The organism is Streptococcus sp. oral taxon 064 (assembly GCF_001683375.1).
GTDB lineage: Bacteria > Bacillota > Bacilli > Lactobacillales > Streptococcaceae > Streptococcus > Streptococcus oralis_S.
In genome coordinates, this window is the sequence record NZ_CP016207.1 from 1,464,293 (window position 1) to 1,477,219 (window position 12,927).

A 12,927-nucleotide genomic window follows, 5' to 3' on the forward strand; every position below is an offset into this window, starting at 1 on the left:
ATTTAATTTTAAAATCAAGAAAGAAAGGATGGGTAAACCGTATTTGTTGAACTGAATACGGGCGGAGAACTGTGTAAAAAAGATAAACTGTCTAGCATCTGCGATGCGTCGTCAGTTTCCTATTTTTACTTTGTTCTCTGTCGCTATCCTAAATATACAAAAAGAAAGGTAGAGTAAGGTGTTCAGATTTGAACCCGAGCGGAAAACTTTTCTAAAACATTGAAAGGTAGGGTAGTTTGGTTTTGAATTGAACCCGAGCTATTCTCCTATTTATCATCAAAATTAAGAAAGAAAGGAATTGAACCCACCCTAAAAGCAGTGGGAAAAAGATAGTTGGTCTAGCGAGCATCGCTCACTGCGCCCAACTCCTATTTTCCCTTCGCTTTTTGACGGGTTTGGTATCTTATATTATGTCTATCCATATTGCTGCTCAGCAGGGTGAAATTGCTGATAAAATTCTTCTTCCTGGGGATCCTCTTCGTGCGAAATTTATTGCGGAAAACTTCCTTGAAGATGCTGTTTGTTTTAATGAAGTGCGTAACATGTTTGGTTACACTGGTACTTACAAAGGGCACCGTGTATCGGTCATGGGAACTGGGATGGGGATGCCGTCCATTTCGATTTATGCGCGTGAGTTGATTGTGGACTACGGTGTGAAAAAATTGATCCGTGTGGGAACTGCTGGTTCTTTGAATGAAGATGTCCACGTCCGTGAATTGGTTTTGGCGCAAGCAGCTGCAACCAACTCAAACATCATCCGCAACGACTGGCCACAGTATGATTTCCCACAAATTGCTAGTTTTGACTTGCTAGACAAGGCCTACCATATCGCCAAAGAACTAGGTATGACCACCCACGTTGGGAACGTTTTGTCATCAGATGTCTTTTATTCAAACTACTTTGAAAAGAACATCGAACTTGGTAAATGGGGAGTTAAAGCTGTCGAAATGGAAGCAGCAGCCCTTTACTACTTGGCTGCCCAACACCACGTCGATGCACTTGCTATCATGACCATTTCTGATACCTTGGTCAATCCAGATGAAGACACCACTGCAGAAGAACGCCAAAACACCTTCACTGATATGATGAAGGTCGGCTTGGAAACCTTAATTGCAGAGTAAATTGTAAAAGAAAATCCTGATTTCAAGTGGAATCAGGATTTTTTCATAGATGCGATTTTTTCTGGGTCTGGTGTAACGCGGAGGGTCTTTTGTCCTGTGTAGGTTACAAAGCCAGGTTTTCCACCAGTTGGTTTGTTGAGTTTTTTCACTTCAATCATATCCACCTGCACGAGATTTGACAAACGCCCTTTGGAGAAGTAGGCAGCTAGTTCGGCCGCATCTGTCTTGACTTCATCAGAAGGATTAAGATTTCCTGAGATGACGACATGGCTTCCAGGGATGTCCTTGGCATGGAACCAAAGTTCCTCCTTGCGGGCCATTTTAAAGGTCAATTCCTCATTTTGCAGGTTGTTTCGTCCGACATAGATGATGGTCTTGCCATCGCTCGCCAGATACTGTTCTGGTTTTTTGCGTTTCTGAATTTTCTCGCGTTGGCGTCTTCTAATAAAGCCTGTTTGGATCAATTCTTCACGGATTTCAGCGATTTCCTCCAGCCCAGCTTGGTTGAGAACAGTCTCAACACTTTCCAGATAGAGAATGGTTGCCTTGGTTTCTTCAATCAACTCAGTCAGGTATTTGACAGCTTCTTTGAGTTTCTGGTAGCGTTTAAAGTAGCGTTGGGCATTCTGACTAGGAGTTAGTGCCTTATCAAGAGCAATGGTGATAGGTTGGTTGGTGTAGTAGTTGTCCAAGGTAACCTGATCTTGGTCATTCGGAACTTGGTGGAGGAAGGTTGTCAACAATTCTCCTTTTTGGCGAAATTCTTCAGCATTGTCTGTCGCTAGTAACTCTTTTTCTTGTTTTTTAAGCTTATGTCGATTTTTCTGAAGTTCATTTTCAACACGACGAATGAGCTCACTGGCTTGCTGTTTGACACGGTCCCGTTCAGCCTTGTCCTTATAGTAGGTGTCCAGCAAGTCAGAAAGGCTGGCAAAAGGCTCTCCCACCTGATTTACAAAAGGAACTGGGCTGAAGGAAGTCTCTGTTAAGCATGGATTGGTTTCTTGCCCGAAGAAGTTTCGGAAAGTAGACAGTTTATCACTGACAAGAATGTTTTCCAATTCATTTGCCGTATCACGTCCTAGACCATGAAAGAGACTTTGAAGATTTTTTGCTGTTAGTTCCTGTGTTTGTAGGATTTCAAAGAGTTTTTCATCCTTGACAGTAAATGGATTGAGAGACTCGGTACTCGGCGGAGCGATATAGGTAGATCCTGGAAGTAAGGTGCGGTAGCTATTTTGTGAAAAGCCGACGTGTTTGATGACTTCGAGGATTTTATGGCTACTTTTATCTACGAGGAGAATATTACTGTGTTTGCCCATGATTTCGATAATCAAGGTAGCCTGAATATGGTCTCCAATCTCGTTTTTATTGGAAACGGTAATTTCCACGATACGGTCGTTTTCCACTTGCTCAATCGACTCAATCAGGGCGCCTTGTAAATACTTTCTCAAAACCATGATAAAAGTCGAAGGTTGGGCTGGATTTTCAAAAGTTGTTTGGGTCAGCTGGATGCGACCAAAAACGGGATGAGCAGAGAGGAGCAGGCGATGGCTTTGGCGATTGCTGCGGATTTGCAAGACCAACTCTTGTTCAAAAGGTTGATTGATTTTCTGAATGCGACCATTGACCAACTCGCTTCGCAATTCCTCAACCATGTGGTGTAAAAAAAATCCGTCAAATGACATCGTTCTCTCCTTGTGATTGTATTCCATAGTATTATATCAAAAAGGTAGAATAAAATCATGGAAATGTGGTATAATAAAGCCAAGTAAAGAGAATCGAGAAGTACATGTATATTGAAATGGTAGATGAAACTGGTCAAGTTTCACAAGAAATCTTGCAACAAACCCAAGAAATTTTGGAATTTGCAGCCCAAAAAATAGGAAAAGAAGACAAGGAGATGGCAGTTACTTTTGTGACCAACGAGCGTAGCCACGAACTCAATCTAGAGTACCGTGATACGGATCGTCCGACAGATGTCATTAGCCTTGAGTATAAACCAGAGTTGGACATCTCCTTTGACGAAGAGGATTTGCTTGAAAATCCTGAATTGGCAGAGATGATGTCTGAGTTTGATGCCTATATTGGGGAACTGTTCATCTCTATCGATAAAGCGCATGAGCAGGCTGAGGAATACGGTCACAGCTTTGAGCGTGAAATGGGCTTCTTGGCAGTACACGGCTTTTTACACATTAACGGCTACGATCACTACACTCCGGAAGAAGAAGCGGAGATGTTCGGTTTACAAGAAGAAATTTTGACAGCCTATGGACTCACAAGACAATAAACGAAAATGGAAAAATCGTGACCTGGTATCCAGTTTAGAATTTGCTCTTACAGGAATTCTGACTGCTTTCAAGGAAGAACGCAATATGCGAAAACATGCAGTGACGGCTCTAGTAGTCATCTTTGCAGGTTTTGTTTTTCAGGTGTCACGAATCGAATGGCTCTTTCTCCTAATGAGCATTTTCTTAGTAGTAGCATTTGAGATTATTAACTCTGCTATTGAAAATGTAGTGGATTTAGCCAGTCACTATCACTTTTCTATGTTGGCAAAGAAAGCCAAGGACATGGCAGCAGGAGCTGTGCTAGTGGTCTCTCTTTTTGCTGCAATGACAGGTGCACTTATCTTTATCCCACGCATTTGGGATATACTATTTTAAACTATAAGAGGAAATTATGACATTTAAATCAGGCTTTGTAGCTATTTTGGGACGTCCCAATGTTGGGAAGTCAACCTTTTTAAATCACGTCATGGGGCAAAAGATTGCCATTATGAGTGACAAAGCGCAAACAACGCGCAATAAAATCATGGGGATTTACACCACGGATAAGGAGCAAATCGTCTTTATCGATACACCGGGGATTCACAAGCCCAAAACAGCTCTTGGAGATTTCATGGTGGAATCAGCCTATAGTACTTTGCGTGAAGTGGATACTGTTCTATTCATGGTGCCAGCTGATGAGCCACGTGGTAAGGGCGACGATATGATTATCGAGCGTCTGAAAGCTGCCAAGGTTCCTGTGATTCTGGTGGTGAATAAGATTGACAAGGTCCATCCAGACCAACTTTTGGCTCAGATTGATGACTTCCGTAACCAGATGGACTTTAAGGAAATTGTTCCTATCTCAGCCCTTCAGGGAAATAACGTTTCTCGACTAATCGATATTTTGAGTGAAAATCTAGAGGAAGGTTTCCAGTATTTCCCATCTGATCAAATCACAGACCACCCTGAGCGTTTCTTGGTTTCAGAAATGATTCGTGAGAAGGTTCTTCATTTTACTCGCGAAGAGATTCCTCATTCTGTCGCAGTAGTGGTCGACTCTATGAAGCGTGATGAAGAGACAGACAAGGTTCACATCCGAGCAACCATCATGGTGGAGCGCGATAGCCAAAAAGGAATTATCATCGGAAAAGGTGGCGCTATGCTCAAGAAAATAGGGACCATGGCCCGTCGTGATATCGAACTCATGCTAGGGGACAAGGTTTTCCTAGAAACTTGGGTCAAGGTCAAGAAAAACTGGCGTGATAAAAAGCTAGATTTGGCTGACTTTGGCTATAATGAAAAAGAATACTAAGTAGAGGTGGGCTCATGCCTGCTTCTTGTTTTTACAGAAGGAGGATTTATGCCTGAATTACCTGAGGTTGAAACGGTTCGTCGTGGCTTAGAAAAATTGATCTTGGGAAAGAAGATTTCTAATATAGAGATTGCTTATCCCAAGATGATTAAGACGGATTTGGAAGAGTTTCAAAAGGAATTGCCTGGTCAGATTATCGAGTCAATGGGACGTCGTGGAAAATATCTGCTTTTTTTCCTAACAGACAAGGTCTTGATTTCCCATCTGCGGATGGAGGGCAAGTATTTCTACTATCCGGACCAGGTTCCTGAACGCAAGCATGCCCATGTTTTCATCCAGTTTGAGGATGGTGGTACGCTTGTTTACGAGGATGTACGCAAGTTTGGTACGATGGAACTCTTGGCGCCTGACCTTTTGGATGCCTACTTTATTTCTAAGAAACTAGGCCCTGAGCCCAAAGATCAGGACTTTGATTTGCAGGTCTTTCAAGCTGCCCTAGCCAAGTCTAAAAAGCCTATCAAATCTCACCTTTTAGACCAAACCTTGGTAGCTGGCCTTGGTAATATCTATGTGGATGAGGTTCTTTGGCGAGCTCAGATTCATCCAGCTAGACTTTCCCAGACTTTGACGGCAGAAGAAGCGTCAGCTATTCATGACCAGACCATTGCTGTTTTGGGACAGGCAGTCGAAAAGGGCGGTTCCACCATTCGGACCTATACCAATGCCTTTGGGGAAGACGGAACCATGCAGGACTTCCATCAGGTCTATGATAAGACTGGACAAGCATGTTCGCGCTGTGGGACAGTGATTGAGAAATTCCAGCTCGGTGGACGGGGAACTCATTTTTGTCCTCAGTGTCAAAGGAGGGGCTGATGGGAAAAATCATCGGAATCACAGGAGGAATTGCCTCTGGTAAGTCAACTGTGACAAATTTCCTAAGAGAGAAAGGTTTTCAAGTGGTGGATGCTGACACAGTCGTCCACCAACTACAGAAACCTGGTGGTCGTCTTTATCAGCTCTTAGTTCAGCACTTTGGACAAAAAATAATCCTTGAAAATGAAGAACTCAATCGCCCTCTCCTAGCTAGTCTCATCTTCTCAAATCCTGAGGAGCGGGAATGGTCTAAACAAACCCAAGGAGAGATTATTCGTGAGGAATTGGCTGCACTGAGAGACCAGTTAGCTCAGACAGAAACGGTTTTTTTCATGGATATTCCCCTGCTTTTTGAACAGGACTACAGTGCTTGGTTTGATGAAACGTGGCTGGTCTATGTGGACCGTGATGTTCAGGTGGAACGTTTCATGAAACGGGATCATCTTTCTAAGGAAGTAGCAGAGTCCCGTTTGGCCGCCCAATGGTCTTTAGAAGAAAAGAAAAAATTGGCGAGCCATATATTAGACAATAATGGCAGTCGTGATCAGCTTGTGGCTCAAGTAGTGAAGTTACTTGAAGGAGGCGATAGCTGTGCAAGATATTAGTTGGAAAGAGAATCTTCGTGTCGCCTGGTTCGGTAGTTTTCTAACGGGCGCCAGCATTTCCTTGGTCGTTCCTTTCATGCCTATCTTTGTGGAGCAGTTGGGAATTGAAGGAGACCAAGTTGCTTTCTATGCTGGATTAGCCATCTCAGTTTCGGCTGTTTCAGCAGCTCTAGTTTCTCCCATCTGGGGTATTCTTGCTGACAAGTACGGTCGAAAACCCATGATGATTCGAGCAGGTCTTGCCATGACCATTACGATGGGAGGTTTGGCCTTTGTTCCGAATATCTATTGGCTACTCTTTTTGCGCTTGCTCAATGGTGTATTTACTGGTTTTGTCCCCAATGCAACGGCCTTGATTGCTAGTCAGGTACCCAAAGATAAGTCTGGAGCGGCTCTGGGGACTCTATCTACAGGTGTAGTTGCAGGAACATTGACGGGTCCCTTTGTTGGGGGCTTTATTGCTGAAATTTTTGGCATTCGTAATGTCTTTTTATTGGTAGGTGCTTTCTTATTTTTAGCTGCAATCCTAACCATTTTCTTTATCAAGGAAGATTTTCAGCCAGTTGCTAAGGAGAAGGCTATCCCAACGAAAGAAGTATTTTCTTCTTTCAAGTATCCTAGACTTTTAGTGAATCTATTTTTGACTAGCTTCGTCATTCAATTTTCAGCTCAATCAATTGGTCCCATTCTGGCTCTCTATGTGCGGGACTTAGGGCAGACTGAGAATCTCCTCTTTGTATCAGGATTGATTGTATCCAGCATGGGATTTTCTAGCATGATGAGTGCTGGAATTCTAGGAAAACTTGGCGATAAGGTAGGGAATCATAGATTGTTAGTTGCGGCGCAGATTTATTCCGTCATCATTTACCTTCTTTGTGCCCATGCAACCAGCCCCCTTCAACTTGGCTTGTATCGTTTTCTCTTTGGTCTGGGAACAGGAGCTCTCATACCAGGTGTCAATGCTCTTCTTAGCAAAATGACTCCAAAATCAGGTATTTCACGGATTTTCGCCTTCAACCAAGTCTTTTTTTACCTTGGTGGAGTGATCGGACCTATGGCGGGATCCGCAGTTGCAGGATATTTGGGCTACCATGCTGTCTTTTATGCGACAGCAGCCTGTGTAGCTTTCAGTTGTTTATGCAACTTAGTACAATTTAGATCATTATTAAAAGTAAAGGAAATCTAGTGCGAGTAAAAATCAATCTCAAGTGCTCCTCTTGTGGCAGCATGAATTATCTAACCAGTAAGAACTCCAAAACCCATCCAGACAAGATTGAGGTGTTAAAATATTGTCCAAAGGAAAGAAAAGTAACTTTACATCTTGAATCTAAGTAGAATTTATGGTAAAATAATAGGGATTTTAAGGAGTTTGATATGTATAACCTATTATTAACCATTTTATTAGTATTATCTGTTGTGATTGTGATTGCGATTTTCATGCAACCAACTAAGAACCAATCCAGCAATGTATTTGATGCCAGCTCAGGCGATTTGTTTGAACGTAGTAAAGCTCGTGGTTTTGAAGCTGTGATGCAACGTTTGACAGGTATTTTAGTCTTTTTCTGGCTAGCCATTGCCTTAGCATTGACGGTATTATCAAGTAGATAAGAAATGGGCGAGACTAGGTCTTAGCCTATTTTTATTTTGAATGATGTTTACTAAAGTTATCAGCCAAAAAAATTTTAAAAATCTAGAAAGAAAACATGAAAGATAAAATTAAAGAATATTTGCAAGAGAAGGGGCGAGTGACGGTAAATGACCTAGCTCAGGCTCTCGGAAAGGATGGGTCCAAGGATTTCCGTGAGTTGATTAAAACCCTGTCTCTCATGGAAAGAAAGCACCAGATTCGTTTTGAAGATGATGGTAGTTTATGTCTGGACCAAAAGAAGAAACATGAAATCACCCTCAAAGGGATTTTTCATGCCCATAAAAATGGCTTTGGCTTTGTCAGTATAGAAGGCGAAGAGGACGACCTTTTTGTAGGGAAAAACGATGTCAACTACGCTATTGATGGCGATACCGTTGAGGTCGTGATTAAGAAAGTCGCTGACCGTAATAAGGGAACGGCAGCAGAAGCCAAAATTATTGATATCCTAGAACACAGCCTGACAACCGTTGTCGGTCAAATCGTTCTTGATGAGGAAAAACCCAAGTATGCAGGTTACATTCGTTCTAAAAATCAAAAGATTAGTCAACCCATCTATGTTAAGAAACCAGCCCTCAAACTTGAAGGAACAGAGGTTCTCAAGGTCTTTATCGATAAGTACCCAAGTAAGAAACACGATTTCTTTGTCGCTGGTGTGCTAGATGTTGTTGGACATTCTACAGATGCAGGGATTGACGTTCTTGAAGTCTTAGAGTCCATGGATATTGTTTCAGAATTTCCAGAGGCTGTTCTCAAGGAAGCAGAAAGTGTACCAGAAGCTCCATCAGAGAAGGATATGGAAGGTCGTCTGGACCTGAGAGATGAGATTACCTTTACCATTGACGGTGCGGATGCTAAGGACTTGGATGATGCGGTACACATCAAGCCTTTGAAAAATGGCAATCTAGAACTCGGAGTTCACATCGCGGATGTTTCCTACTACGTGACTGAGGGTTCTGCCCTTGACAAGGAAGCCCTTAACCGCGCAACTTCTGTCTATGTGACAGACCGTGTAGTACCTATGCTACCAGAACGCCTTTCAAACGGCATTTGCTCTCTTAATCCACAAGTTGACCGCCTGACCCAGTCTGCCATTATGGAAATTGATAAACATGGTCGTGTAGTCAACTACACCATCACACAAACGGTTATCAAGACTAGTTTTCGTATGACCTATAGCGCTGTCAATGACATCCTAGCTAGCGATGAGGAAAAGAGACAAGAGTTTAAGAAAATTGTTCCAAGTATCGAACTCATGGCCAAGCTCCATGAAAGGCTAGAAAGCATGCGTGAGAAACGTGGTGCCCTTAACTTTGATACCAGTGAAGCTAAGATCTTGGTGGATAAAAAAGGCAAGCCAGTTGATATCGTTCTTCGTCAGCGTGGTGTTGCTGAGCGGATGATTGAGTCCTTCATGTTGATTGCCAATGAAACGGTTGCCGAGCACTTTAGTAAACTGGACCTACCTTTCATTTATCGGATTCATGAGGAGCCTAAGGCAGAAAAAGTTCAGAAGTTTATTGATTACGCTTCGAGCTTTGGCTTGCGAATTTATGGAACTGCCAGTGAGATTAGCCAGGAGGCGCTTCAAGACATCATGCGTGCGGTTGAGGGAGAGCCCTATGCGGATGTATTATCCATGATGCTTCTCCGTTCTATGCAACAGGCTCGCTATTCTGAGCACAATCACGGTCACTATGGACTAGCCGCTAACTATTACACTCACTTCACCAGTCCTATTCGCCGTTATCCAGACCTTCTAGTCCATCGAATGATTCGGGATTACGGCCGTTCTAAGGAAATAGCAGAGCATTTTGAACAAGTGATTCCAGAGATTGCAACCCAGTCTTCCAATCGTGAACGTCGTGCCATTGAGGCGGAGCGTGAAGTCGAAGCTATGAAAAAAGCTGAGTACATGGAAGAATACGTGGGAGAAGAGTACGATGCAGTTGTATCCAGCATTGTCAAGTTCGGTCTTTTTGTCGAATTGCCAAATACAGTTGAAGGCTTGATTCACATTACCAATCTACCTGAATTTTATCATTTCAACGAACGGGATTTGACTCTCCGTGGGGAGAAATCGGGCATAACTTTCCGTGTAGGTCAGCAGATTCGCATTCGAGTTGAAAGAGCCGATAAGATGACAGGTGAAATTGACTTCTCTTATATCCCAAGTGAGTTTGATGTCATCGAAAAAGGTTTGAAACAAGCTGGGCGCAAAGATAGAGGTCGTGGCTCAAGTCGTCGTTCAGATAAGAAGGAAGACAAGAGAAAATCAGGACGCTCAAATGATAAGCGCAAGCATTCACAAAAAGACAAGAAGAAAAAAGGTAAGAAACCTTTTTACAAGGAAGTAGCTAAGAAAGGAGCCAAGCATGGCAAAGGGCGAGGGAAAGGTCGTCGCACAAAATAAAAAGGCGCGCCACGACTATACAATCGTAGATACGCTAGAGGCAGGGATGGTCCTGACTGGAACTGAAATCAAGAGTGTACGAGCTGCTCGAATCAATCTCAAGGATGGCTTTGCCCAAGTAAAAAATGGGGAAGTCTGGCTGAGCAATGTTCATATTGCCCCTTACGAAGAGGGCAATATCTGGAACCAGGAACCAGAACGCCGTCGTAAACTCCTGCTCCATAAGAAGCAAATTCAAAAATTGGAACAAGAGACCAAAGGGACAGGAATGACCCTTGTTCCCCTTAAAGTCTATATCAAAGATGGCTACGCCAAACTCCTTTTAGGACTTGCTAAAGGGAAGCATGACTATGACAAACGGGAGTCGATCAAGCGTCGTGAACAAAACCGCGACATCGCGCGTGTGATGAAAGCTGTCAACCAGCGTTAAGAAGAGGAAGTAAAATGGAAAAACTAATTGCCTATAAACGGATGCCCTTGTGGAATAAACAGACCATGCCTGAAGCAGTTCAGCAAAAGCACAATACTAAAGTCGGCACTTGGGGAAAAATTACTGTCTTGAAGGGGGCACTCAAGTTTATTGAGTTAACAGAAGATGGTGAGGTTCTAGCTGAGCACCTCTTTGAGGCAGGAGCTGACAATCCCATGGCACAACCGCAAGCCTGGCATCGAGTAGAGGCTGCAACAGACGATGTAGAGTGGTACTTGGAATTTTATTGTAAACCTGAGGATTATTTCCCTAAGAAATACCAGACCAATCCAGTCCATTCGGAAGTCTTAGAGGCTATGCAGACGGTGAAACCAGGAAGAGCCTTGGATTTGGGTTGTGGTCAGGGGCGTAACTCTCTCTTTCTCGCACAGAATGGTTTTGATGTGACAGCTGTGGATCAAAATGAATTGTCCCTTGAAATCTTGCAAAGCATCGTAGAGCAAGAGGATCTAGACATGCCTGTCGGACTTTATGATATCAATTCAGCCAGCATTAGCCAAGACTATGATTTCATCGTATCGACAGTTGTTCTGATGTTCCTACAAGCGGACCGCATTCCAGCTATTATCCAAAATATGCAGGAGCACACCACAGTCGGTGGCTACAATCTCATCGTCTGTGCCATGGATACGGAGGATTATCCTTGCTCGGTTAACTTCCCATTCACCTTTAAAGAAGGGGAGTTGGCGGACTACTACAAGGATTGGGAATTGGTCAAATATAATGAAAATCCAGGACATCTGCACCGTCGTGATGAAAATGGCAATCGCATTCAACTACGCTTTGCGACTATGCTAGCTAAAAAAGTCAAGTAAAAACCTATACCAGCGAATAGAGACCACTTTGCAAAGTTTCTATTCGTTTTTGTTTGCGTTGGTTGATTGGGGCGAGCAGGATTTTATGCTATACTAGAAGTAGGAAATCTGAGCAGTAGAACTGTGTTGCTGATACTCTCAGCGCAAGAAAGTCTTTATGATGGAGGTGGTCGAATGACGAGTCTTTTGGTGGAATTGTATGATCGGCATGTATTGGAAAAGAATGTCTACCAAGCCTTTATCAGTGATTGTGACGAGATTCTTTTTCTATCTTTGACGAAAATAAGCAATGAAGAGAAGCTCTCCCTCCGTCAGTTTATCATGGATGAGGTGCCTCATATCCAACGAGTGACCTTTCGTCAGTTATCCTTAGAACAACTAGCGGACCAGTTAGATTATTGTCTAGCAGGCTATGACCAAGTCCTTCTCGATGTTTTTGGTGGGGATTCGCTACTAGCCTTATCTCTCTATCAATATGGCTTGGATCGGCAGCTCCCCATCGTTGCCATGGATGTCGAGCGGGGAAAACAATACAAGTGGGTAGCCGGTCAGTTAGAAAAAGAAGACTTGGACATTCCAACCCTAAGCATCCAACAGCTGATAGCCTTGCGTGGTGGAAAAATGCTCAAATCAAAACGCCCTATCCACTCAGATCAGCAAATTGCAGCCATTAAAAAGCTAGCCAGCTCTGCTATTTCCAATCCTGCTCACTGGTATCAAGTGACCCAATTTTTCTCTCTAGCTAAGACCAATGACCTGCATGCTGAGACAGAAAAGATACTGGAAAACAATGGCAGGTATTATCACTATCCAAAATCCCTTATTCCTTTACTTGTGGAAGCAGGAATGCTTTGTATTGAAAGCGAAGACAAGAAACGAGTAGCATACAGCTTTCCAAGTCAAGAAGCTCAAGTTTTTTGCCGCAACAAGGGGCATATTTTAGAGGTGTATCTTTATCTCTTGGCGCTGGAATCGCAGCTGTTTGATGAGTGTATGATAGGCGGTGAGATTGATTGGAATGGCATCTTTCCAGAGGCGGACAATGTTCAAAATGAGATTGATGTCATTCTGAGAAAGGGACGCTCGATTACCTTTATCTCTTGCAAGATGACAGATTTATCAGTTGAAGCCATTAACGAACTAGAAGTCTACGCCAATCATTTTGCTGGGGAGAGTTGCCTCAAGTTGATTGTTTGTACGGGAAAAATCAATCCAGCTTATGCCAATCGTTGTCAGGAATACGGCGTGCTGGTCATTAGAAGTGAGCAGATTCCTAATCTCATTCCCATGCTAAAAAAATATTCTAAGAGACAAAAAAGATAAGAAATAGTATCATGAAAGGCTGGATTTCCAGTCTTTTTTGCTTCTTTTTCGAATAAATGA

The 12,927-nt window shown here is 43.0% G+C and carries 14 protein-coding genes; 13 read left to right on the forward strand and 1 reads right to left on the reverse strand.

Annotated features, from left to right (window positions below; all coding sequences use genetic code 11):
- Positions 1–410: 410 nt before the first annotated feature.
- The gene (gene deoD, locus AXF18_RS07170; protein ID WP_065371731.1) at positions 411–1,121 is read left to right on the forward strand and encodes a purine-nucleoside phosphorylase; all 711 of its coding nucleotides are present in this window, start codon (positions 411–413) and stop codon (positions 1,119–1,121) included.
- Positions 1,122–1,153: 32 nt separating this feature from the next.
- Here the strand turns inward: deoD and pavA are convergent, their stop codons facing one another.
- Positions 1,154–2,809 (reverse strand): Rqc2 family fibronectin-binding protein PavA, encoded by a 1,656-nt coding sequence (gene pavA, locus AXF18_RS07175; protein ID WP_049500855.1) that lies wholly within the window; start codon positions 2,807–2,809, stop codon positions 1,154–1,156.
- A 104-nt stretch (positions 2,810–2,913) separates the two neighbouring features.
- Between pavA and ybeY the strand changes: the two genes are divergently transcribed.
- From ybeY to AXF18_RS07235, 12 genes are all read left to right on the forward strand, one after another.
- Complete coding sequence (ybeY, locus tag AXF18_RS07180) at positions 2,914–3,411, forward strand: rRNA maturation RNase YbeY (protein WP_000275172.1); 498 nt, start codon at positions 2,914–2,916, stop codon at positions 3,409–3,411.
- Positions 3,392–3,787 carry a diacylglycerol kinase family protein gene (locus AXF18_RS07185; protein ID WP_049549991.1) on the forward strand — a complete coding sequence of 132 codons (396 nt, stop codon included), beginning with the start codon at positions 3,392–3,394 and terminating at the stop codon, positions 3,785–3,787. The genes ybeY and AXF18_RS07185 overlap by 20 nt, the downstream gene beginning before the upstream one ends.
- Positions 3,788–3,803: 16 nt before the next feature.
- On the forward strand, positions 3,804–4,703 hold the full coding sequence (gene era / locus AXF18_RS07190; RefSeq protein WP_065371732.1) for a GTPase Era: 900 nt from the start codon (positions 3,804–3,806) through the stop codon (positions 4,701–4,703).
- Positions 4,704–4,751: 48 nt separating this feature from the next.
- Positions 4,752–5,576, forward strand: coding sequence for a DNA-formamidopyrimidine glycosylase (mutM, locus tag AXF18_RS07195; RefSeq protein ID WP_049500853.1), 825 nt, complete (start codon positions 4,752–4,754; stop codon positions 5,574–5,576).
- Positions 5,576–6,181 (forward strand): dephospho-CoA kinase, encoded by a 606-nt coding sequence (gene coaE / locus AXF18_RS07200; RefSeq protein ID WP_049500852.1) that lies wholly within the window; start codon positions 5,576–5,578, stop codon positions 6,179–6,181. The genes mutM and coaE overlap by 1 nt, the downstream gene beginning before the upstream one ends.
- Positions 6,168–7,367, forward strand: coding sequence for a multidrug efflux MFS transporter (locus AXF18_RS07205; protein WP_049500850.1), 1,200 nt, complete (start codon positions 6,168–6,170; stop codon positions 7,365–7,367). Before coaE ends, AXF18_RS07205 begins: the two co-directional genes overlap by 14 nt.
- On the forward strand, positions 7,367–7,516 hold the full coding sequence (gene rpmG, locus AXF18_RS07210) for a 50S ribosomal protein L33 (RefSeq protein ID WP_007519517.1): 150 nt from the start codon (positions 7,367–7,369) through the stop codon (positions 7,514–7,516). Before AXF18_RS07205 ends, rpmG begins: the two co-directional genes overlap by 1 nt.
- Before the next feature lie 39 nt (positions 7,517–7,555).
- On the forward strand, positions 7,556–7,789 hold the full coding sequence (gene secG, locus AXF18_RS07215) for a preprotein translocase subunit SecG (protein ID WP_000282517.1): 234 nt from the start codon (positions 7,556–7,558) through the stop codon (positions 7,787–7,789).
- A 95-nt stretch (positions 7,790–7,884) separates the two neighbouring features.
- Positions 7,885–10,239, forward strand: a complete 2,355-nt coding sequence (rnr, locus tag AXF18_RS07220) for a ribonuclease R (RefSeq protein ID WP_065371733.1) — start codon at positions 7,885–7,887, stop codon at positions 10,237–10,239.
- Complete coding sequence (smpB, locus tag AXF18_RS07225) at positions 10,202–10,669, forward strand: SsrA-binding protein SmpB (protein WP_001051750.1); 468 nt, start codon at positions 10,202–10,204, stop codon at positions 10,667–10,669. Before rnr ends, smpB begins: the two co-directional genes overlap by 38 nt.
- A gap of 14 nt (positions 10,670–10,683) precedes the next feature.
- Complete coding sequence (tehB, locus tag AXF18_RS07230; protein WP_000413061.1) at positions 10,684–11,544, forward strand: SAM-dependent methyltransferase TehB; 861 nt, start codon at positions 10,684–10,686, stop codon at positions 11,542–11,544.
- A 174-nt stretch (positions 11,545–11,718) separates the two neighbouring features.
- Positions 11,719–12,867: a DUF1887 family protein gene (locus AXF18_RS07235; protein ID WP_065371734.1), complete on the forward strand. Its 1,149-nt coding sequence runs from the start codon at positions 11,719–11,721 to the stop codon at positions 12,865–12,867.
- The last annotated feature ends 60 nt before the right edge of the window (positions 12,868–12,927 follow it).